This window comes from Rhodanobacter thiooxydans (genome assembly GCF_030291135.1).
Classification (GTDB): Bacteria; Pseudomonadota; Gammaproteobacteria; order Xanthomonadales; family Rhodanobacteraceae; genus Rhodanobacter; species Rhodanobacter thiooxydans_A.
The window spans coordinates 3,365,538-3,387,811 of record NZ_CP127409.1; the positions used below are offsets into that span (position 1 = coordinate 3,365,538).

The following is a 22,274-nucleotide window of genomic DNA, read 5'->3' on the forward strand; positions in this document are numbered from 1 at the left end:
CCACCCCTGCGACTGTCACTGTAGGCTGGCCCGATTGCCCGGGCCGACCCTGCTGGTTATTGGATACCGGTCGAGCCAAACCCGCCGCCACCACGCTCGCTGGGCGCGAAGTCGGTCACGATGTTCAACCGCGCCTGCGCCACCGGCACCAGCAGCAGCTGGGCGATGCGGTCGCCCACCGCGATGGTGTACGGCTGGCTGCCGCGATTCCAGCACGAAATCATCAACGGGCCCTGGTAGTCGGCGTCGATCACCCCGACCAGGTTGCCCATCACCAGACCATGTTTGTGACCCAGCCCCGAGCGCGGCACGATCAGCGCGCACCAGCCCGGATCGCCGATGTGGATGGCGATGCCGCTGGGCACCAGCGCGCTTTCGCCCGGCGCCAGGGTCAGCGGCACATCCAGCGCGGCGCGCAGGTCCATGCCGGCGCTGCCGGGCGTGGCGGCCTGCGGCAGCGCGATGCTGTCGCCCAGGCGCGGATCGAGGATCTTCAGCTCGACCTCGATCGTCATCCGCGCGTCGCCCGGTAGCGTTCGGCCACGTGGGCGATCAGCCGGCGCGCCAGTTCGGCTTTCGATGTCCGCGGCAGCTCGGCCACGCCATCGGCCCAGTACAGCGTCAACGCATTGTCGGCCGCCTCGAAGCCGAGGCCGCCGCCCACCTGGTTTGCCGCAATCATGTCCAGCCCCTTGTGGCGCAGCTTGCCCTGCGCATAGCTCGCCACATCATGCGTCTCCGCGGCGAATCCGACCAGGAACGGGTGCGCGGTTTGCGCGGAAAGGCTGGCCAGGATGTCCGGATTCTCGCCGAGGCGCAGGGTGAGTTCGCCGCCGTCGCGCTTCTTCAGCTTCTGCGCGGACACTTCCTGCGGGCGATAGTCGCCGACTGCCGCCGCGCCGATGTAGATGTCCGCCTGCGTCGCCGCTTGCAGTACCGCCGCGTGCATCTGCGCCGCGCTGCGCACGTCGATGCGCTGTACGACACCGGGCGGCGTGGCCAGGCTCACCGGCCCGGCCACCAGGGTCACCTCCGCTCCGGCCTGCGCGGCCGCCGCGGCCACCGCGAAACCCATCCGGCCGGAGCTGCGGTTGCCGATGAAGCGCACCGGGTCGATGTCCTCGTAGGTCGGCCCGGCGCTGACCAGCACCTTCAGCCCGGCCAGCGAACGATCGCCAAACGAGGCCACCAGCGCATCGCGCAATTCGTGCGGCTCCAGCATGCGACCACTGCCGACGTCGCCGCAGGCCTGGTCACCCACCGCCGGCCCCAGTAGCTGCGCGCCGTGCTGGCGCAGGGTGGCGATATTCGCCTGCACCGCCGGGTGCGCCCACATCTGCTGGTTCATCGCCGGCGCCAGGTACAGCGGCGCGGCGCTGGCCAGGCACAGCGTGGTCAGCAGGTCGTCGGCCATGCCGTGCGCCAGCCGTGCCAGCAGGTCGGCGCTGGCCGGTGCGACCAGAACGCGTTCCGCCCAGCGCGCCAGCTCGATATGCCCCATCGCTGCCTCGGCCTGCGCGTCCCACAGGCTGACCCGCACGGCCTGGCCGGACAGCGCCTGAAACGTGGTCGGGCTGACGAAATGGGTGGCGCCCTCGGTCATCACCACGCGCACTTCGGCGTCGAGGTCACGCAGGCGGCGAACCAGTTCGCAGGACTTGTAGGCGGCGATGCCACCCGACACTCCGAGCAGGATGCGGCGTTGGGCAAGACTCATGTAAGGCGGGCCTGACAATCGGGCAGAGGCCTAGCTTACCGGATTCACTCGTCTTGCCCGCTGCCCGGCGGCGGCGCCAGCGGGCAAGTTGGGAAGCATGAGCATCCGCGACTGGCCCGAAGGCGAACGCCCCCGTGAAAAACTGCTGGCGCGCGGCAGCGGCGCGCTGTCCGACGCCGAACTGCTGGCGGTGCTGCTGGGCAGCGGCAGCCGCGGCAAGGATGCGCTGGCGCTGGGTCGCGAACTGCTGAACACCGCCGGCAGCCTGGGCGCCCTGCTCGGCCGGACCGAGCACAACATCCGCGTCGGTGGACTGGGTCCGGCCAAGCGCGCCCGCATCGCCGCCGCACTGGAGCTGGCTCGGCGTAGCCTGGCCGAACAGTTGCTGGAGAAACCCAGCCTGGGCAACCCGCGCGACAGCGGCGACTACCTGCGCGCACGCCTGCGCCACCTTCCGTATGAGGTGTTCGGCTGCCTGTACCTGGACAACCGCCACCGCGTGCTGGCGTTCGAGGAGCTGTTCCGCGGCACCGTCGACGGCGCCAGCGTGCACCCGCGCGAAGTGGTGCGGGCCTGCCTGCAGCACAACGCCTGTGCGGTGATCTTCGCCCACAACCACCCGTCCGGCGTGGCCGAACCCAGCGCCGCCGACCGCGCGATCACGCACGAGCTGCGTGATGCATTGCAGCTGGTCGGCGTGCGTGTGCTCGACCACCTGGTGATCGGCAGCGGCGAGCCGGTGTCGATGGCGGCCCGCGGCCTGATCTGAAACCGGCCGGAGACAAAAAAACGGCGTGGCACAAGCCACGCCGTGAGGCCGATTGGGGGAGGTGGGGAGAGCGGCATCCCCGGTCGCCATGTCATGGAGGGGAGTTCATGTTCTGGCCCGTTCAGTATCGCAGTGCCGCATGACAAAACCATGACGCGAACCTCAACCGGAAGCACCGCCCAAGCCGCCGGGACTTATACACAAAGCAGCAATACCGGCACTTGCCACACCTATCGGGCATCGGCTCTAGGTTGACATCTCAATTCATTGATATTCATATTTAATTTCTTGGGGTGAGTCGATGATTGACGGTCTCCGGACCGGCACGGGCCGCAGTCCGCTGCTTTCCCCACAGACTTATCCACAGGTTGACTCGCCGCGGTGCGTCAAAATTCCGACGCGACCCGAAGTGGCACCAGCCGCCCGCGCCGGGCCTCCCTGCCGATGCGTTTCACCGACAGGCGGTCTGTTAGGATTGGCGGTTCCATCACGAAACCGACCCCACCCGTGAAAGAACAGCTGCGCGAACTGGTGCTGCAGGCGATCCAGGCCCTGCAAGACGACGCCACCCTGCCTGCCGATCTCAGCCTGCCCGGCTTCGTGATCGAGCGCGCGCGCAGCCGCGACCATGGCGATTTCGCCAGCAACGTGGCGATGCTGCTGGCCAAGCCGGCGCGCGCCAAGCCGCGCGAGCTGGCGGAGAAACTGGTCGCCGCGCTGCCGGCGAACGCCCTGGTGGAGAAGGTCGAGATCGCCGGCCCCGGCTTCATCAACTTCTTCCTCGCCCCCGGCGCGTATCACGCCGAGGTACGCCGGATCATGGCCGAGGGCGACGCCTACGGCCGCAACGCCAGCGGCCACGGCAAGACGGTCGGCGTGGAATTCGTCTCGGCCAACCCGACCGGCCCGCTGCACGTGGGTCACGGCCGCGCCGCGGCGATCGGCGACTGCCTGAGCCGGCTGCTCGACGCCAGCGGCTGGCGCGTGAAGCGCGAGTTCTACTACAACGACGCCGGCGTGCAGATCGCCAACCTGGCGATCTCGGTGCAGGCGCGCGCGCGCGGAATCACCCCGGACGACAGCAGCTGGCCGGAAAACGGCTACCGCGGCGACTACATCGCCGAGGTGGCGCGCGCCTACCTCGATCGCGAATCGGTGATCGCCGATGGCGAGACGGTGACCGGCGCGGGCGACGTGGACGACCTCGACGCGATCCGCCGCTTCGCCGTGGCCAGCCTGCGCCACGAGCAGGACCTGGATCTGCAGGCGTTCGGCGTGGGTTTCGACACCTATTTTCTGGAGTCCTCGCTGTATACCGACGGCAAGGTCGAGGAGACCGTGCGCGAGCTGGTCGCCCACGGCCACACCTACGAGGAAGGCGGCGCGCTGTGGCTGCGCACCACCGATTTCGGTGACGACAAGGACCGCGTGATGCGCAAGTCCGACGGCACCTATACCTACTTCCTGCCCGACGTGGCCTACCACCTCAGCAAATGGCAGCGCGGCTACGAACGCGCGATCACCGAGCTGGGTTCGGACCACCACGGCTCACTGGCGCGCGTGAAAGCCGGCCTGCAGGCGCTCGATTGCGGCATCCCCAAGGGCTGGCCGGAATACGTGCTGCACCAGATGGTAACGGTGATGAAGGGCGGCGAGGAGGTGAAGATCTCCAAGCGCGCCGGCAGCTACGTCACCTTGCGCGACCTGATCGACGAGGTCGGCAAGGACGCCACGCGCTACTTCCTGATCTCGCGCAAGTCCGACTCGCAGCTGGTGTTCGACATCGACCTGGCGCGCTCGCAGTCCAACGACAACCCGGTGTACTACATCCAGTACGCGCACGCCCGCGTGTGCAGCGTGCTGCGCCAGGCGCCGGAGAAGGGCTACAGCGTCGACCTCGCCGACGGCCTCGCCCACCTCGACCGGCTGGACAACGAGCACGAGCAGATCCTGCTCACCGAACTGTCGAAGTACCCTGAACTGGTCGAAGCCGCGGCGGCGAACCTGGAGCCGCACCTGGTCGCGGCGTGGCTGCGCGAACTGGCGAACGCGTTCCACACCTACTACAACTCGCACCAGTTCCTGGTCGAGGACACCGCGCTGCGCAACGCACGTCTGGCGCTGGTGGTGGCGACCCGCCAGGTGCTGAAGAATGGTCTGGATTTGTTGGGCCTCGATGCCCCGGAGAAGATGTAATGGCAGCACGCAAGGGCAGGGGCCGGCAGGCCGTGCGCAACGGCAACAACGGTTTCCCGGGCTGGGGTTACGCGGTCATCGGCCTGGTCGCCGGCGCGATCCTGATGGCGGTGATGATGCGCGGCAGCCTGCTGACCAGCCTGCGCAAGGCCGACGGCCCGCAGGCGAACCCGCAGGCCACCGCCGAGCGCGGCAGCGCACCGGGCGTGCTCGAATCGAGCGGCGACAATGCACCGAAGAAGCCGCAGTTCGACTTCTACTCGGTGCTGTCGGAAAAAGAAGTGCGCATCCCCGACGCCGAGATCAGCGCACAGGCGCGCGTCGAGCAGCAGCAGAAGCAGCAGCAGGCCGCCCAGTTGCAGGCGCAGCAGGCGGCGCCGGTCGCGGCACCGGCGAACGCGCCGCAGGCGGTCAGCCAGGACGTCACCGCCGCGCCGGCCAGCGCGGTGCCGCAACCTACTGCTGGCAGCGGCTACCTGCTGCAGGTCGGCGCCTTCCCGAACGCCGCCGACGCGGAAACGCTGAAGGCGAAACTCGCGTTGCAGGGCTTCGTGGCGAACGTGCAGTCGGTCAACATCGGCGGGCAGACTTACAACCGCGTGCGCCTGGGGCCGTTCCGCTCGGCCACCGAGCTGGAGTCGACCAAGCAGCGCCTGGCCGGCGCCGGCATCAACGCGATCGCGCTGAAGGAAGGGCACTAGGCTCCCGCCTTCCGGTCATCCCGGCCACCCGAGGCCGCGCCCGCAGCGCGGCCTTTTTATTTCCTTAAGCACGCGTGAAACCCGCCCGGGGTAGCTTTCACGCCCCACTTACGCCAGCACTGCGCACCATCCTCGCCCGCCGCCCGTTACCAACATGCAGGGGAACCTCTGATCCACGCAACGGGACAAGTGCCCGGGGAGATTCGCATGAAAAACAGCACAGTCTGGCTGGCGCTGGCGTTTGCGCTCGCATGCAGCGGCGCGCAGGCGGCTGACAACGCCCGCGCCATCCGCGATTTTACCGACATGGTGGCGCCCGCCGAACAACAGGCGTACGTGGCCGGCTCCAAGGCGTTCAACCAGTGCCTGCGCCAGCACGATTTCAAGTACAACATGATCGCCTGGACGCACGAAACCGGCGATACCTACAGCTATTCCTATGTCACCGACCCGGTGCCATGGAGCACCTTCGACGCAATGGACGCCACGGTGAAAGCCTGCCTGCCGGTGATCGGCTCGCAGGTGAACCCGCACCTGAAGAGCGAGACCAGCGCCTTCATGCAGGCAATGCCCGAGCTGAGCCACCACTCCAGGCAGATGGGCCCGCCGCCGCCGCTGATCGAGGTGACCAATTTCACGCTCAAGTCTGGCCACCAGGCCGTGGCGGCCTTCACGACAGCGGCGAAGAAGATCGCCGCCGCCGCCGCGAAGTCGAACTGGCCCCACGACTACCAGATTGCCCGGCTGGTCGACGCGGGTGAGGGCGCTCCCGACTTCATCCTGGTGGTCCCCGCCAAGAACTGGGCGGACCTGGGCGCGGAACCCGATCCCGGCGTGTGGAAGATGGTCGAGAATGTGTACGGCAAGAGCGACGCTGCCGCGATCCGCCAGTCGCTCAATGACGCGGTCGTCAAGCAGGCCTCGCACGTGGACAGCTACAACGCGGAGCTGAGCTACATCGCCTCCGGCAAGTAAGCGACGCATGCGATCCGGGCGGCCGGCACGGTCGCCCGGATCCACGCCAGCCACTACACTGGCGTGCATGACGACCAAGACTGCCTGGATCACCGGCGCCACCTCCGGGTTTGGCGCCGCCACCGTGGAACGTTTCGTGGCCGGCGGCTGGCGGGTGATCGCCAGCGGCCGCCGCATCGAGCGGCTGCAACAGCTGGTGGACCGGCACGGCGCCGGACAGGTGCATGCGGCGGCGTTCGACATGCGCGACGAGGCGGCGATGCGCGCAGCCATCGACACGCTGCCGGAGGGCTTCGCCGGCATCGACCTGCTGGTCAACAACGCCGGCCTGGCGCTGGGCACCGCGACGGCGCAGCAGGCAAGCCTGGCGCAGTGGAAACAGATGATCGACACCAACGTCACCGCGCTGGTGACGCTGACCCACCTGCTGCTGCCCCGGCTGATCGAACGGCGCGGCGCGATCGCCAACATCAGCTCGATCTCGGGCAGCTACCCCTACCGCGGCGGCAACGTGTACGGCGGCACCAAGGCCTTCGTCACCCAGTTCTCGCAGAACCTGCGCGTGGACCTGCATGGCAGCGGCGTGCGCGTCACCTCCATCGAGCCGGGCATGGCCGAGACCGAGTTCACCCTGGTGCGCACCGGCGGCGACCAGACCGCCTCCGACCAGCTCTACGCCGGCGCCCACCCGATCACCGCGGCCGACATCGCCGACACCCTCTGGTGGATCGCCAACCTGCCGCCGCACCTGGACATCACGCGCCTGGAAATCATGCCGGTGAGCCAGTCGGCGGCCGGGCTGCAGGTGCATCGCGACGCGTAGAAACATCCCGCGCGCGCAGGGCAGGCACTGCCCGCCCTGCGTGCTTGCCCGTCCCGAATCCCGGCGGCTACTGCATGAACCAGCCGTGGCTGACCACGATCGACTGACCGGTCAGCGCCGCGGACGGGAAGGTGGCCAAGTACAGCGCCGTCTGCGCGATGTCCTCGACCGTGGTGAAGGTGGCATCGACGGTGTCCTTCAGCATCACGTTCCTGATCACCTCGTCCTCGCTGATGCCCAGCTCCTTCGCCTGCTCGGGAATCTGCTTCTCCACCAGCGGCGTGCGCACGAAGCCGGGGCAGATCACGTGCGAGCGCACGTGGTGCGGCGCGCCTTCCTTGGCCAGCGTGCGGGCGAGGCCGAGCAAGCCGTGCTTGGCGGCGACATAGGCGGACTTCAGCTTCGACGCCTCGTGCGAATGCACCGAGCCCATGTAGATCACGATGCCGCCGCGGTCATCCTTGTACATGTGCTTCAGCGCCGCCTTGGTGGTGAGGAAGCCGCCGTCGAGGTGGATCGCCAGCATCTTCTTCCAGTCGGCGAAGGCGAACTGGTCGATCGGGTTGATGATCTGCACGCCGGCGTTGGAGATCAGGATATCCAGATGGCCAAACGTGGCGACCACCTTGTCGGTGCCGGCGTTGACCGCGTCCTCGCTGGTCACGTCCATCGCCACGCCGATCGCCTTGCCACCGGCCACGTTGATCTGCGCCGCCACTGCATCGGCGGCCTGCTGGTTGATGTCGGCGATCGCCACGCTGGCGCCATGCTTCGCGTACAGCTCGGCGATGGCCTTGCCGAGGCCGCTGGCCGCGCCGGTGATCAGGGCCACCTTGCCGTTGAGACTTGTCATGTGCTGCTCCTTGGAGGGGATGGGGCGGGCGCGATCACGGGATCGCGCCCATCGGCCGGATTGTAGGCGTCGCCACGGCGGCCGCCATCGGACCTTGGGACAGGCCGTGCGGCCACCACCACACCGTCAGCGAAGGTCCTCGGCCAGGTAGGTGTAGGCGGTGAGCCCGCCGTCGAGCGCGTCGTACAACTGCGTGGCCTCGTCGCCGCCGAGGCCGGCGGCGGCGATGCGCTCGCGATAACTGGCGCGCAGCGCCTCCAGATCGTAGCCGACGTAGTCGAGCATCAGGTCGGTAGTGTCGCCGCGGCGCACGTGGGCGAAGGTGTAGCCGTCGCCGTCCACGCGCACGTTGACCGCGTCGGTGTCGCCGAACAGGTTGTGGATGTCGCCCAAGGTCTCCTGGTAGGCGCCGACCATGAAGATGCCGAGCCGATAGCTTTCGCCGTCCTTGAGCGCATGCAACGGCAGGCTGACGTCGACGCCCTCGGCGTCGACGTAGTGGTCGATGCGGCCGTCCGAATCGCAGGTGAGGTCGACGATCACGCCGCGCCGGGTCGGCTGCTCGTCGAGTCGGGCGATCGGCGCGATCGGGAAGATCTGCCCGATCGCCCAGACGTCCGGGATCGACTCGAACACCGAGAAGTTGACGAAGTACTTGTCGACCAGCTTCTCGTCCAGCTCGTCCAGCGCCTGCCGGTGCGAGCGCTCGGCCGGCAGCAGGCGCAGCCGCACCGCGCCGGCGATCGCGTAGTACATCTCGTCCAGCCGCGCGCGGTCGGCCAGCGCGAGCTGGCCCAGCGCGTACAGCGCCTGGCCTTCGCTGAGGTGATGCTGCGCCTCGTGGAACAGTTCCAGCGCGGGGCGCCGATCCAGCTCCTCCCAGGTCTCGCGCAGGCGGCGCAGTACCGCCGGCTCGTCCGCGCACGGCGGCGGGATCGCGCCGTCCGGCACTTCCTCGACCTCGGTCACGTTGACCACCATCACCGCGTGGTGCGCGGTCATCGCGCGGCCGGCCTCGGTGAGGATGTGCGGCGCCTCCAGGCCTTCGGCGGCCACCGCCTCGGCCAGCGACTGCACGATGGTGGCGGCGTACTGCTCGATCGAGTAGTTGATCGAATTGTGGCTGCGCGAGCGCGAGCCCTCGTAGTCCACGCCGAGGCCGCCGCCGACGTCGACGATCTCCAGCGGCACGCCCATCCGGCGCAGCTCGACGAAGTAACGGGTGGCTTCGCGCATGCCGTTGGCGATGTCGCGCACGTTGGAGATCTGCGAGCCCATGTGGAAGTGCTGCAGCTTCAGCGTGTGCTTGAGGCCGGCCGCGTCGAGCCGCTCGATCAGGGTCAGCACCTGCTGCGGCGACAAGCCGAACTTGCCCTTGTCGCCGCCGGTGTTCTGCCACTTGCCGGCGCCGATCGAGGCCAGTCGCACACGCACGCCGAGCAGCGGTTCAACACCCAGCGCCTGCGCCTCGCTGAACACGTGGTCCAGTTCGGACAGCTTCTCGATCACGATATGCACGCGCAGGCCGAGCTTGCGCCCGATCAGCGCCAGGCGGATGTATTCGCGATCCTTGTAGCCGTTGCAGATCACGATGGAACCGGGCCGCGCCATCGCCAGCACCGCCATCAGTTCAGGCTTGGAGCCCGCTTCCAGGCCGAAGCCGTGCGTGCCGGCGGCAACCAACTCGCCAGCCACGCCACGCTGCTGGTTGACCTTGATCGGGTAGATGGCGGTATAGCCGCCGGCGTAGCCGTGCTCGTCGATGGCCTGGGCGAACGCAGCCTGCAGCCGCGCCAGGCGGTCGGCAAGGATGTCGGGAAAACGCACCAGTAGCGGCAGCCGCAGGCCTTCGGCGCGGGCGCGTTCGACAATTTTTGGCAGCGACAGCGCCGGACCGTACGCACCGCGCGGACGCATCACGATGTCGCCGGCACCGTCCACGTCGACGTAGCCATCGCCCCAGTGCGGTACGGCGTAAGTGTGGCGGGCAGTGTCGGTATTCCAATGGTTCGCCATCAGCGAAATCTCCCTAATGAAAAAGGACGATGTCGTCGCAGCGGCGAGCCTTGACGTCTTGCTCAACAACAGGAGCACGAGCCCGAGCGACCGGAAGCCTCGCACGCCGCGGGGCCGATCGGACTGGTCGGCCGCCGGCGCATTGCCCGGCGAGGCCAGCCGCCATTGTAATGGTCGCCTGTGACGATATGTGCAACGCAGCCGCCCGGCTCGCGGGACGTTCACCACCGATATCGCTACAATTGGCGGTCTTTGTCCATCCACCCGGTTCGTCAGGAACATCACCCATGTCGCAGCAACCCACCTCGAATGAAACCAGCTGGTTCACTGAAGCCCACCAGGCTTCCGGCTCCTCCATCGGTTTCCGTACCGAGCAGCTGCTGCATGCGGAGAAGACCCCGTTCCAGACCATCGAGATCCACCAGACCACCGACTGGGGCAAGCTGATGGTGATCGATGGCTGCGTGATGCTGACCACCCGCGACAACTTCCTCTATCACGAGATGATGACCCACCCGGCGCTGTTCACCCATGCGCGCGCCAAGCGCGTGGTGATCATCGGCGGCGGCGACTGCGGCACGCTGCGCGAGGTGCTGCGCCACGAGGAAGTCGAGCACGCGGTGCAGGTGGAGATCGACGAGCGCGTGACCCGGCTGGCCGAGCAGTATTTCCCCGAACTGTGCGAGTCGAACAACGACCCGCGCGCCGAGCTGCTGTTCATCGACGGCATCAAGTACATGGCCGACGCCGAGCCCGATTCGCTGGACCTGATCATCGTCGATTCGACCGACCCGGTCGGCCCGGCCGAGGGCCTGTTCAACGCCGCGTTCTACGCCAGCTGCTACAAGGCGCTGCGCCATGGTGGCCTGCTGGTGCAGCAGAGCGAATCGCCGCTGGCGCACCTGGAGCTGATCAAGTCGATGCGCTCGGCGATGCGCACCTCCGGCTTCAGCGCGGTGAAGACGCTGCCGTTCCCGCAGCCGTGCTACCCCACCGGCTGGTGGAGCTGCACCATGGCGCGCAAGGGTGGCGACCTGTCCGGCTTCCGCGAGCGCGGCGCTTCAGCCAAGAATTTCCACACGAAGTACTACAACGCCGAGATCCACAAGGCCGCGCTGGCCCAGCCGGAATTCATGCGCGAGGCACTGGGGGAGTAAAGCCGGGATTTGAAATGCGGGATGGAGGATGCGGAGGAGCTACGGCCTGGCGCTTTTCCGAAGCCCAAGCCCGAATCCCTGCCCTCAAAACATCTTCGAGCGCACCTTCGGCAGCAGCACCAGCAGCAGCGTGGCCAGCGGGCCGAACAGCAGCGACAGCAGGAACCACAGCAGGCCGCTGCGGTTCTTGCCCTGCGCCAGGGCGGCATTGATCAAGGCCAGCGTGCCCCAGCCGACAAACCAGGGTGCGCCGCCGGCGAACGTCGTCAGATGATCCACTACGCGTCTCCCGAGCGATAAGCATGGAGGCGCGGTCCTGCGCCGGGGAACCCCATCGTAGCAAGCGGCGCCGCAGCGGCCACCCTTCACCGGCCGATGGATCAGCCGCGCTTAATCCTTGCAAGGTATGCTGCGCGCTTTGTTCGATCACGGAGCCGAGCCCATGATGCGTGGATCGCATTGCCTTGCCCTGGCCTGCGCCCTGTCGCTGGCCGCCGCGCCGGTATTCGCCGGCAAGCCCGCCGCCGGCAAGAACCGCGGCACGCCGGACAAGTCGGCCCAGACCCGCGACAAGGCCCAGCTCGCGTTCCAGCGCGATCTGGTCAGCGTACTGGCGCCCGGCGGCGATCCGTCGCGGCTGCTCGGCGCGGCCCTGCTGGCCCGGCCGCTGTTCAACCAGCCGCCGGAGAACAGCTTCCACCGCCTGATCGAGCGCGCCACGCAGGCCGAAGGCGCCGACGCGGCGGTGTACTGGGTGCAACTGGCCGATTGCGATGCCGCCGCCGATACCTGCCCGAACGATGGGGCCCTGCAGCAACTACTGACCCGGGCGCCGGACAACGCCGCGGTGTGGCTGCTCAAGCTCGGTGTCGATGCGCGCAGCAAAAAGCAGGATGCCGCCCGCGAAGATCTGGCCCAGGCCGCTGCGGCAAAACGCTACGACGACTACACCGGCATCAGCCTGCAGGCGCTGGCCAATGCCGCCGGCGCGCTGCCGCCACCGCCCACCACGCTGGACCCGGCCCACGCGGGCGGCGCGGTGGGCATGCAGGCCGTGCTGGTCTATGGCCTGGCCGGCACCCAGCCGCAGCCGGGCCTGCAGCTGGTCGCCCAACTGTGCGGGAACGCCGGCGGGGACGCCTCGATCAAGGCCGATTGCCTGGCCCTGGGCAAGACGCTGGAATGGGGTTCCAGCCCGCTGGCCCGTTCGCTCGGCCTGCACCTGCGCGAGGTGCTGGCCGACGACCCGGCGCAGCAGCAGGAAGCGAAGGACGCCCGCCGCAACCTGGTCTGGCAGGTGCAGAGCTTCGCCCAGCTGCTGGCCCGGGCGCAGGACGACGCGACGCTGGCGCAGCACCTGCTGGCGCTGGCCCGCCACGGCGGCACCGAGATGAGCCTGCAGCTGGCCGCCCTGCGCGAGAACGGCATCCCGGTCGAGGCACCCGCCGGCTGGCAGCCACATGCAGCGGGAAATCGGGAATAGAGGGCAGGGCATGATCGGGAGCCGTTGGTTCCTCCGATTCCCGATTCCCTATTCCCGGCCTACCGGCTAGGCTTGGTCCACCTTCCGTAGCAGGGGCGATCCGATGCTTACGACGCTGGTGGCAAGCAGCAAGGGTGGTTGCGGCAAGAGCACGCTGGTGACGCAACTGGCGTCGCACTGGGCCCAGGCAGGGCAGCACACCGCGATCCTCGACGCCGACCGGCAACACTCCAGCTTCCACTGGGCCGAGCTCAGACCGGACAACGTCCCCGGCGTACTGGCCCTCGACAGCGGCCGCCGCAGCCTGCAGCGCGTGCCGCCGGACACCCAGCAACTGCTGATCGACACCCCCGCCGGCGCCGATGAGCGCGAGCTGGAACCCTACCTCGACGTGGCCGACGTGCTGCTGGTGCCGGTGCTGCCGTCCTCGTTCGACCTCGACGCCACGCTGCATTTCCTCGGTGAGCTGCAGGCGATCAAACGCATCCGCAGCGGCAAGCTGCCGGTGGCGCTGGTCGCCAACCGGCTCAAGCCGTGGACCCACGCCAGCCAGGACGCGCTCGCCCAGCTCGCCGAACAGTCGCCGTTCCCGATCGCCGCGCAACTGCGCGACAGTCAGGCCTACGTGCTGCTCGCCGGCCTCGGCAAGGGCATCTTCGACTACCAGTCCGAACAGGTGCGCAGCCACCAGCAGGACTGGAAGGCCCTGCTGCGCTGGATCAAGCGCCAGCACTGACGCGCGACCTTCCCGACGTTCACCGCGCCACCACCCCCGGAGCACTCCATGCACGAACTGATCCTGTTGCGACACGCCGAAGCCGTGCCGATGGAAACCACCGGCGACGACCCGCAGCGTCCGCTCAGCGTGCGCGGCGAGCGGGAGGCGCAGGCCGCCGGGCTGTGGCTGGCCGCGCACGGCCTGCACCCCGACCGCGTGCTGTGCTCGCCGAGCCGGCGCACCGACGAGACCACCCGGCTGGCGCTGGCCGCCATCGACAACGCACCGGTGCCGCAACAGGCCGACGAAATCTACGACGCCTCGCCCGGCGAACTGCTGGCCCTGCTCGACCAGCACGCCGACGCCGGCACCGTGCTGCTGGTCGGCCACAACCCTGGCATGGAGCGGCTGGTCGCCCTGCTGGTCGAGGGCCGCTCCGACGAATTCCGCGGCATGCCGCCCGGCGCGCTGGCCGTGCTGCACCTGGATGGCGCGCTGGAGCCGGGCAACGCGCGGCTGGACGCGTTCTGGTCGCCCTGACCCGCGCCGCGGCCCTCCGCCAGCGCTACGCCTCGCCCGCCTCCTCACAGCCCCGGCACGCGCAGAACGTATGATTCGCCCATGCCCGTCCTGCGCCGATTCGCTTTCCCGCTCGTACTCGCCCTGCTGTTGCTGCAGGGCTGCACGGTGCCGCGCGCGCAGATCCGCCGCGCCGATGCGATCGTCGCCGCCGGCGCCGACCGCATCAGTACCTGCGACCGGACCGACCATTGCGCGCTGCCGTCGCCACTGCTGGACGCCGCCAACGCCGCGCTGGCCGCCTCCACCCCGCAGCAGCCGGTGCACGTGGTCACCCTGCTCGACGACTCCGAGCCGGCCATGGCCGCACGGATCAACCTGGTACGCGCGGCGCGCCAGTCGATCGACGTGCAGACCTACATCTGGGACCAGGACGACGCCGGCCAGCTGATGCTGGACGAACTGGTGCGCGCCGCACGGCGCGGCGTGCGCGTGCGCATCCTGGCCGACCAGCTGTTCTCCTTCAACGACCCGGACCTGCTCGACCGGCTGGCACGGATCAGCCCGAACCTCGAAGTGCGGTTGTACAACCCCACCTTCCACAAGGCCCACACCCAGCCGCTGGAATTCGCCGCCGGCTTGTTGTGTTGCTTCATGCAGTTCAACCAGCGCATGCACAACAAGCTGCTGCTGGTGGACGACGCCATCGGCATCACCGGCGGGCGCAACTACCAGGACCGCTACTTCAACTGGGACGACGCCTTCAACTACGTCGACCGCGACGCAATGGTCGGCGGGCCGGCCGCGCGGCAGATGGCGGCCAGCTTCGCGCTGTTCTGGAACCACAAGCGCTCGCTGCCGCTGACCCACCTGCGCGACATCAACCGGCGCATCCTGTCCGACCGTGTGCCGCCGGTGTGGCCGGCCCCACGCTACCGCCGGCCGGTGCGCGTGGCACGGGTGCAACAAGCCGCCGAAGACCCCGCCTGGCTGCAGACCTGGCTGGTGGACGCCTCGCGGCAGGTCGGCCAGGTGGAGTACTTCAGCGACCTGCCGGCGAAGACCGACAAGCCGGACAAGCGACGCGCGCTAGAATTCACCCAGCACATCATGCGCATGATCAGCGAAGCGAAACGCGAGGTGCTGCTGCAGACACCGTACCTGGTGATGAGCAAACGCGCCCAGCACATCTTTCGCACCCTGCACCGGCGCACCGACCCGCCGCGGGTGATCGTCTCCACCAACTCGCTGGCCGCGACCGACGCCTTCGCCGTGTACGCGATGTCGTACAAGCACCGCAAGCGCTACCTGAAGAAATTCGGCTTCGAGGTGCACGAACTGAAGCCACACGCGCCCAGTGCCGCGGTGGACAACGAACTGGCCAACCTCGACCTGGACACGATCGCGCTGCCGCCGTCGGAAGCCGCCAGCCTGGCCCACGTCCCCGCAGCGCGCTTCCACCTGCTCGGCAGCCGCGGCAGCAACAATCGGCCGGCGCCACTGCAAAGCGAAGGCATGCGCTTCGGCCTGCATGCGAAGTCGATCGTGGTCGACGACATCTTCGCGATGGTCGGCTCGCACAACTTCGACCCGCGCTCGGACCACTACAACACCGAGTCGGGCGTGATCGTCTACGACCACGGCTTCGCCGACCAGCTGCGCCACAGCATCCTGCGCAGCACGCAGCCGGAGAACGCGTGGGTGATCGCCCCGCGGCAGTCGAAGGTGCCGGTGCTGACCGACATCAACCAGGCGATCGGCTCGGTTTCCGAGAGCCTGCCGCTGTTCGACCTGTGGCCGTTCCGTTACGCCACCAGCTTCGACCTCAAGCCCGGCTGCCAGCCGCTGCGCGCCACCGATCCGAATTTCTACGCCTGCTACGAACCGGTCGGCGACTTCCCCGATGTGGCGCTGTCGCCGAAACTGATCATCACGCGGCTGGTCACCGCGTTCGGGGTGGGGGCCAAGGGCATCCTGTGAGCGCCGCTCACCGTGCGGAAATCACTTCGCCACCTATTGCCCTGTTCGAAGCTCTTCGCTCTGGAACGACAAAGCGCGAAGCAGCCATGCGACCGGGCAATAGCCCTACGGCAACTGCGCGACGCGATCGCCCCGCGAGGTGAAGCGCATCGGCAGCTCGCCGCTGAGGCCGTCGGGATGGTCCGGCGGCACCGCGAAGCGCCAGCCGCGCACGCTGCGCAGGGCGTGCTGGTCGAGCACCGGGTCGCCGCTGGATTCGGCGAGGCTGGCGGCGCTGACGCGGCCGCCAGCGTCGATGTCGACGTGCAGCAGCACGCGGCCGTCGAGGTGGCCGCGCAACTCGTCCCATGGCTGCGAGGTGTCGGCAGGCGTGGCCAGCGGTAACAGTTCCGGCGCAGGCGCGGGGGTGGCGACGGCGGCCTGCACTTCATCGCCGGCGACCATCGGCGGCAGCGCCCGGCGCGTCGGCACCACGCGGGCCGGGCCGTGCGGGCGGCGCGGGGCAGGGTGGGCACGCATCGCGGTCGACGTGTCGACCCGCGCGGTGTAGCGCGCCGGCGGACCGAGCCAGATGCCGGTCTGGGTGCTGAGCCAGCCGGTGCCGGCGACGCCGACGGCCAGTGCGATCAGGCTGAGGGTGGTGGTAGTGCGCAGGCGAAACATGGCGGTCTTTATGCACCCCGCTGGGCGAATCGCGGCTGAAGCTGCCGAATCCTTCAGCGCTCGAGGATCGCGGTGACGCCCATGCCGCCGGCGGTGCAGATCGAGATCAGCCCGCGGCCGGCGCCCTTCTGTTCCAGCAGCTTCGCCAGTGTGGCGATGATCCGCGCGCCGGTGGCGGCGAACGGATGGCCGACGGCGAGGCTGGAGCCGTGTACGTTGAGCCTGGCCGGGTCGATCGAACCGAACGGCGCGTCCAGGCCGAGCCGGTGCTTGCAGTAGTCGGCCGATTCCCACGCGCGCAGCGTGCACAGCACCTGCGCCGCGAACGCCTCGTGGATCTCGTAGTAGTCGAAGTCCTGCAGGGTCAGCCCGTGGCGCGCCAGCATGCGCGGCACCGCGATGGTCGGCGCCATCAGCAGGCCTTCGCCGTGCACGAAATCCACCGCGGCGACTTCGGCGTCGCGCAGCCAGGCCTGGATTTTCAGCCCACGCTGCGCGGCCCACGCCTCGCTGCCCAGCAGCACCGCGGCGGCGCCGTCGGACAGGCCGGTGGAATTGCCGGCAGTGAGCGTGCCGTGGCCGGAGGTCTTGTCGAACGCGGGCTTCAGCGTGGCCAGCTTTTCCATGCTCGAATCGGGGCGCAGGAAACCATCGCGCTTCAGCCCGCGGAACGGCACCAGCAGGTCCCCGAAGAAACCCGCGTCATAGGCGGCGGCCAGCTTGCGGTGGCTGTCCAGCGCGAGCTGATCCTGCGCCTCGCGGCTGACGTGCCACTCCTTCGCCATCTGCTCGCAGTGGTCGCCCATCGACTTGCCGGTGCGCGGTTCGGCCACGCCGGGGAACGAGGGCTTCAGCTCGCCCAGCGAGAAGCCGCGCAGCGCCACCTTCAGCTTGTCCAGCGGGGTCTTCGCCCGGTTCATCGCCAGCAGCCGCTTGCGCAGGCGGGTGCCGTAGACGATCGGCACGTCGGAGGTGGTGTCCGAACCGCCGGCGATGCCGGCCTCGATCTGCCCGGCGGCAATCTTGTTGGCGATGATGATGGCGTTGTCGAGCGAGGTGCCGCAGGCGCGCGCGGTGGTGATGCCCGGCGTGGTCGGCGCCAGCCCGGAGCTGAGCAGCGCCTCGCGCGCCAGGTTCCAGTCGGACGGGTGCCTGATCACCGCGCCCATCGCCACTTCACCCAGTTCCACCCCGTGCAGGCCGAAGCGCTCGACCAGTGCGCCGAGCACCTTCACCGACATGCCGAAGTTGCCGACGTCGGCGTACGCCGTGTTGTTGCGGCAGAACGGGATGCGCACCCCACCGATCACCCCGACGCGCTTCTGCGTGTTTTCCATGCTCGGAACAGTCCACCACTCAAGTCCGCCAAGGCTAACCCGCCATGCCGCGCGGCGAAAGCCCAAAAGCCTGAATGGTAGAATCGACACTCTTTGTCTGCCGGATCGCCGCCCGTGGAAGCACAAACACTGTCCGCCCTGCCTGTGGTGCTGGCGCTGGAACCGGTCGCAGGCGAAGCACCACGCATGACCCTGAGCCGCGACGAGGCCGCCGAACTGGCCGCGCTGGTCGCCAGCGACCTGCATGCGCTGGTGCCGCAGGTCGACGTCGCGCGGCTGGCGCTGGCCGGCGCGCTATTCGACCAGGTCGAGCTGCTGCGCCCGGGCTTCCCGGTATGGGCCACGCTGGACGAGCTGGCGCGGCGCGTGCCGCGCAACCACCTGGGGAATGTGGTGGCCTTCGGCAGCCACGACGGGCACATGCCGCTGCCATCGCTGGAGCCGTCGCCGACCTACGCCGCGGGCCCGATACGGCTGCTGCCGATGCATCTGCTGGCGCCGGCGGAGCAGGCCGAGGAACTGTCCGAGCAGCTGGAGATCCAGCTGGTCGGCCGCGGCGAGGCCGGCGCGCTGACTGCCGACTGGCTGATGCGCACGCTCGGCATCCGGCTGGAGCACGTGCGCTACCTCAGCCGCAACGACCTGCTGGCGCTGACCTGCGTGCAGTACGAGCACGTCAACCTGGCGCCGCTGTGGGCGCTGCTGGAGACGGCACTGCTGACCCCGGACCGCGAGGAAACGACGATGAGCGCACGCGGGCTGGCCCTGCGCTACGCCGACGGCAAGGTGCTGGTGCAGCCGCCGTCGCAATGGCTGGCCGCGCAAACCGGCGACAGCGCCGAGCGCACGCACGATTTCGCCGGCATCGTGTTCGAGCTGCGCCAGTACGCCGCGCTGCTCGATGCGCACCAGCTGCCGCTGCAGTTGCAGCCGGACGCCACGCGGCAGACCGAGGCGGCCGCCGGCTACCTGCTGGAAACCCTGGCCGCGGCCGACCCCGGCTACGACCCGCCGGCGCTGTTCGCGCACGAGGCGCCCGGCCTCGGCGTGGTGGCGGTCACCCTGGCCCAGCGCGGCGAAGGCGGGCATGCCCGCGCGCTGGCGCACGGCTATCCGCTGCAGCCGCGGGCGCTGGGGCCGCTGCTGGCGCGGCTGGCCGACCGTTACGCGATCGCCGCCGAACTGCATGCGCTGGGCCGGATCGTGCTGGACGCCGACGGCCGGCTCGGCGCACCGGCCACCGCCCTGCATTGATCGCCGCCGGGACGGCTGGGCAACGCCGGCAACTCGGCGCATGATGGCGGCGCGCTGACAGGGGGCGCCATGCTGACGGAATGACCATGCGGCCGCACAAGCCTGCCGAGGTATCGCCATCGCTTCCGGATGAAACCGACTGGCCGGCATGGGTCGCGCACGGCGCGCCCGCACTGCTGGCCTACCTCGACCACGAACAGCGCTTTCGCTACGCCAACGAAACCCATCGCCGCTGGCTTGGCATCGACCCGCAGCAACTGATCGGCCGGCGCCTGATCGACGTGATCGGCCCGCGCAACCATGAGCTGGCCAGCGTGGCGCTGGATAGCGCCTATGCCGGCCACACGGCCAGCTACGAGGGCGAACTGTACAACGGCCGCGAGCGGCGCTATGCCCGCGGCAACTTCGAGCCCGACTTCGATGCCGGGGGCCGCGTCCGCGGCATCTTCACCGCACTGGTCGACATCACCGAGCGGCGCGACCTGGAACTGCAGCTGCACGAGAGCGAGCAGCGCTTCTTCGGCGCGTTCCAGCATGCCGCGATCGGCATGGCGCTGGTTGCACCGGACAGCCGCTGGCTGCGGGTCAACGCGGCGCTTTGCGCGATGCTCGGCTACCACGAGGACGAATTCCTGTCGCGCACGACGCGCGACATCACGCACCCCGACGACATCGCGACCAGCGACTCGCGGCATGAGCAGATGCTGGCTGGCGAGCTGGAATCGTGTCACATCGAGAAACGCTATTTCCACAAGAATGGCGACCCGGTGCATGTGCAGCTCAGCGTGTCGCTGGTGCGCGACAACGACAGCAGTCCGCTTTATTTCGTCGTGCAGATCCAGAACATCAGCCAGCGCAAGGCGTTCGAGGACGCGCTGCACCGCGAGCGCGAACTGGCCGAGGTGACCCTGCGCTCGATCGGCGACGCAGTGATCACCACCGACCCGCAACTGTGCATCACCTCGCTCAACCCGATCGCCGAGGCGATGACCGGCTGGAGCAGCATCGAGGCGCAGGGCCGGCCGATCGAGGAGATCTTCCAGCTGTTCGATGCCCACGACGGCCACGCCGTGGCCAATCCGCTGCGCGCGGCGATCGGCCACAACAGCATCGTCGACCTGGTCGGCAAGACCCTGCTGCGCCACCGCCACGGCTTCGACACGCCGGTGGAGGATTCCTCCGCGCCGATCCACGACCACGCCGGCAACGTGATCGGCGGCGTGCTGGTGTTCCACGACGTCAGCGAGACCCGCGCGCTGGCGCTGAAGATGATCCACCTGACCCAGCACGACACGCTCACCGGGCTGCCCAACCGCAGCCAGTTGCACGGACATATCGGCCAGGCGATCGCCACCGCGAACCGGCGCCAGCAGCGCGCCGCGCTGCTCTATGTCGACATCGACAACTTCAAGCAGGTCAACGAACTGCACGGCCACGCCGCCGGCGACCAGGTACTGCGCGCGTTCACCGCCCAGCTGCAGCGCTGCCTGCCGGGCGACGAGCTGCTGAGCCGCTACGGCGGCGATGAATTCGTGGTGCTGCTGCCGCACCTGGAAAACGTGGGCGAGACGGCCAGCCTGTGCCAGACGCTGATCAACCAGGGCGAGCAGACCCGCGTCGACGGGCTGCCCGAGCTGGACCTGCACCTCAGCATCGGCATCAGCGTGTACCCGGACGATGCGACCGAACCGGAGGGTCTGCTGCAGCATGCGGAGACCGCGCTGGTCGCGGTGAAGACGCAGGGCCTGCACGGCTACCGCTTCTTCACCGCGTCGATGAACGAGCGCACGCAGGCACGCCGGCGGATCGAGACGGCGTTGCGCCAGGCGCTGTCGCGGCACGAACTGGACCTGCACTACCAGCCCAAGGTGGAGGCGCAGAGCGGCCGCATCGTCGGCGCCGAGGCGCTGCTGCGCTGGTACGCGGACGGCCACGAGCAGTACAAGCCGGACCAGTTCATCCCGGTCGCCGAGGACACCGGGCTGATCCTGCCGATCGGCGCCTGGGTGCTGCGCCAGGCCTGCCGCCAGGCGCAACGGTGGCTGTATGCCGGCCACGCGATCCCGGTGTCGGTGAATGTGTCGCCGCTGCAGTTCCAGCACGCCGAGTTCTACCACTGGCTGGACGAGGTGCTGGACGAAAGCGGACTGGATGCCGGCCTGCTCGAACTGGAGCTGACCGAGCGCATGGTGATGTCCGGCGGTGACGCGACCACCGGCCTGCTGCAACGGATCAAGCGGCGCGGCGTGCGGCTGTCGCTGGACGACTTCGGCACCGGCTACTGCAGCCTGTCGTACCTGAAGCATTTCCCGATCGACGCGCTGAAGATCGACCGTGTATTCGTGCATGACCTCACCAGCGACCGCGACACCGCCACCATCACCAGCGCGATCATCGCGATGGCGCGCGGCCTCGACAAGGAAGTGGTCGCCGAAGGCGTGGAGACGCGCGAGCAGGCCGCGTTCCTGCGCCAGGCCGGCTGTTCGCAGCTGCAGGGTTTCCTGTTCGGCGCGCCCATGCCGGCCGCGGAGTTCCAGCGGCTGCTGGCCGAACCCACTCGGATCGCACCCGGCCCGTAGCTGGCTTTCGCTCCGTGTCCCGAGGCGAAGCGGCGGGCAGCGCCCGCCTTACGAAACCGGCTTTGCCAGAGGCGCCTCGTACATGAAGTAGTGGCAGCGTTGCATGCCGAGCCCTTCGTAGGTCGCCTGCGCGCGCTGGTTCTCCGTTTCCACGTACAGCCGCAGGCCGACCGCGCCGGCCGCCGCGGCACGCTGCGCCACTTCGGCGTACAGCGCACGGAACGCGCCGGCGCGGCGCGCGGCGGGCGCCACGTAGACGCTCTGGATCCACCAGAAATCACCGTTGCGCCAGTCGCTCCATTCGTAGGTGACCAGCAGGCAGCCGAGCGCCGCACCGTCGTGCTCGGCCACCAGGTAGAAGCCGCGACGCGGCTGCTCGAACACGCCGCGCACGCCGCGTTCCAGCGTGGCGGGGTCGAGCCGCTTGTGCTCGGTCTCCCAGGCCATCGCCGCGTTCCAGGCGACCAGGTCGGAAACGTCGGCGAGAGTGGCGGCGCGGATCTGCAGTGGCACGGCGTGGCTCCGGTGGAGGCG

General features: G+C 68.8%; 20 protein-coding genes. 12 read left to right on the forward strand and 8 right to left on the reverse strand.

The features are described 5' to 3' along the window. Window positions 1-56 precede the first annotated feature (56 nt). Together dut and coaBC are read right to left on the reverse strand one after the other, a co-directional pair. Entirely contained in the window at window positions 57-515 is a 459-nt protein-coding gene (gene dut, locus QQA13_RS15485) for a dUTP diphosphatase (RefSeq protein WP_108470288.1), read from the reverse strand. Then, window positions 512-1,717, reverse strand: a complete 1,206-nt coding sequence (coaBC, locus tag QQA13_RS15490; RefSeq protein ID WP_108470287.1) for a bifunctional phosphopantothenoylcysteine decarboxylase/phosphopantothenate--cysteine ligase CoaBC — start codon at window positions 1,715-1,717, stop codon at window positions 512-514. Before coaBC ends, dut begins: the two co-directional genes overlap by 4 nt. Before the next feature lie 97 nt (window positions 1,718-1,814). On the opposite strand from coaBC, the gene radC reads away from it, so the two are divergent. From radC to QQA13_RS15515, 5 genes are all read left to right on the forward strand, one after another. Continuing rightward, a complete protein-coding gene (gene radC / locus QQA13_RS15495) occupies window positions 1,815-2,486 on the forward strand; it encodes a RadC family protein (protein WP_108470286.1) in 672 nt (223 codons plus the stop codon). Window positions 2,487-2,993: 507 nt separating this feature from the next. Continuing rightward, entirely contained in the window at window positions 2,994-4,682 is a 1,689-nt protein-coding gene (argS, locus tag QQA13_RS15500; RefSeq protein WP_108470285.1) for an arginine--tRNA ligase, read from the forward strand. Then, the gene (locus QQA13_RS15505; RefSeq protein ID WP_108470284.1) at window positions 4,682-5,383 is read left to right on the forward strand and encodes an SPOR domain-containing protein; all 702 of its coding nucleotides are present in this window, start codon (window positions 4,682-4,684) and stop codon (window positions 5,381-5,383) included. The genes argS and QQA13_RS15505 overlap by 1 nt, the downstream gene beginning before the upstream one ends. A 207-nt stretch (window positions 5,384-5,590) precedes the next feature. Continuing rightward, the gene (locus QQA13_RS15510; RefSeq protein WP_108470283.1) at window positions 5,591-6,358 is read left to right on the forward strand and encodes a hypothetical protein; all 768 of its coding nucleotides are present in this window, start codon (window positions 5,591-5,593) and stop codon (window positions 6,356-6,358) included. 67 nt (window positions 6,359-6,425) lie between these two features. Beyond that, window positions 6,426-7,181 (forward strand): SDR family NAD(P)-dependent oxidoreductase, encoded by a 756-nt coding sequence (locus QQA13_RS15515; RefSeq protein WP_108470282.1) that lies wholly within the window; start codon window positions 6,426-6,428, stop codon window positions 7,179-7,181. A gap of 67 nt (window positions 7,182-7,248) precedes the next feature. Here the strand turns inward: QQA13_RS15515 and QQA13_RS15520 are convergent, their stop codons facing one another. Beyond that, a complete protein-coding gene (locus tag QQA13_RS15520) occupies window positions 7,249-8,034 on the reverse strand; it encodes a 3-hydroxybutyrate dehydrogenase (RefSeq protein ID WP_108470281.1) in 786 nt (261 codons plus the stop codon). Between the two features lie 126 nt (window positions 8,035-8,160). After that, the gene (speA, locus tag QQA13_RS15525) at window positions 8,161-10,050 is read right to left on the reverse strand and encodes an arginine decarboxylase (protein ID WP_108470280.1); all 1,890 of its coding nucleotides are present in this window, start codon (window positions 10,048-10,050) and stop codon (window positions 8,161-8,163) included. Window positions 10,051-10,337: 287 nt separating this feature from the next. Between speA and speE the strand changes: the two genes are divergently transcribed. Next, complete coding sequence (speE, locus tag QQA13_RS15530) at window positions 10,338-11,207, forward strand: polyamine aminopropyltransferase (RefSeq protein ID WP_108470279.1); 870 nt, start codon at window positions 10,338-10,340, stop codon at window positions 11,205-11,207. Window positions 11,208-11,291: 84 nt separating this feature from the next. Here speE and QQA13_RS15535 read toward each other — a convergent pair whose 3' ends face one another. Continuing rightward, window positions 11,292-11,486, reverse strand: coding sequence for an antitermination protein NusB (locus QQA13_RS15535; protein WP_108470278.1), 195 nt, complete (start codon window positions 11,484-11,486; stop codon window positions 11,292-11,294). A 163-nt stretch (window positions 11,487-11,649) separates the two neighbouring features. Between QQA13_RS15535 and QQA13_RS15540 the strand changes: the two genes are divergently transcribed. The 4 genes from QQA13_RS15540 to QQA13_RS15555 all read left to right on the forward strand — a co-directional run bounded on the left by QQA13_RS15540 (window position 11,650) and on the right by QQA13_RS15555 (window position 15,907). Continuing rightward, on the forward strand, window positions 11,650-12,690 hold the full coding sequence (locus QQA13_RS15540) for a hypothetical protein (RefSeq protein WP_108470303.1): 1,041 nt from the start codon (window positions 11,650-11,652) through the stop codon (window positions 12,688-12,690). A 103-nt stretch (window positions 12,691-12,793) separates the two neighbouring features. Continuing rightward, on the forward strand, window positions 12,794-13,426 hold the full coding sequence (locus tag QQA13_RS15545) for a ParA family protein (protein ID WP_108470277.1): 633 nt from the start codon (window positions 12,794-12,796) through the stop codon (window positions 13,424-13,426). A gap of 48 nt (window positions 13,427-13,474) precedes the next feature. Next, complete coding sequence (locus QQA13_RS15550; RefSeq protein ID WP_108470276.1) at window positions 13,475-13,948, forward strand: SixA phosphatase family protein; 474 nt, start codon at window positions 13,475-13,477, stop codon at window positions 13,946-13,948. Between the two features lie 81 nt (window positions 13,949-14,029). Next, window positions 14,030-15,907, forward strand: coding sequence for a phospholipase D-like domain-containing protein (locus QQA13_RS15555; protein WP_108470275.1), 1,878 nt, complete (start codon window positions 14,030-14,032; stop codon window positions 15,905-15,907). A 105-nt stretch (window positions 15,908-16,012) separates the two neighbouring features. Here QQA13_RS15555 and QQA13_RS15560 read toward each other — a convergent pair whose 3' ends face one another. Together QQA13_RS15560 and QQA13_RS15565 are read right to left on the reverse strand one after the other, a co-directional pair. Next, entirely contained in the window at window positions 16,013-16,570 is a 558-nt protein-coding gene (locus tag QQA13_RS15560) for an energy transducer TonB family protein (protein ID WP_108470274.1), read from the reverse strand. A 53-nt stretch (window positions 16,571-16,623) separates the two neighbouring features. Further along, a complete protein-coding gene (locus tag QQA13_RS15565) occupies window positions 16,624-17,907 on the reverse strand; it encodes an acetyl-CoA C-acetyltransferase (RefSeq protein WP_108470273.1) in 1,284 nt (427 codons plus the stop codon). Between the two features lie 114 nt (window positions 17,908-18,021). Between QQA13_RS15565 and QQA13_RS15570 the strand changes: the two genes are divergently transcribed. Next, window positions 18,022-19,161 (forward strand): hypothetical protein, encoded by a 1,140-nt coding sequence (locus QQA13_RS15570; RefSeq protein ID WP_108470272.1) that lies wholly within the window; start codon window positions 18,022-18,024, stop codon window positions 19,159-19,161. Between the two features lie 86 nt (window positions 19,162-19,247). Further along, window positions 19,248-21,740 (forward strand): sensor domain-containing protein, encoded by a 2,493-nt coding sequence (locus QQA13_RS15575; protein ID WP_108470302.1) that lies wholly within the window; start codon window positions 19,248-19,250, stop codon window positions 21,738-21,740. Window positions 21,741-21,788: 48 nt separating this feature from the next. Here the strand turns inward: QQA13_RS15575 and QQA13_RS15580 are convergent, their stop codons facing one another. Next, window positions 21,789-22,253, reverse strand: coding sequence for a GNAT family N-acetyltransferase (locus QQA13_RS15580; RefSeq protein ID WP_108470301.1), 465 nt, complete (start codon window positions 22,251-22,253; stop codon window positions 21,789-21,791). Window positions 22,254-22,274: the final 21 nt, after the last annotated feature.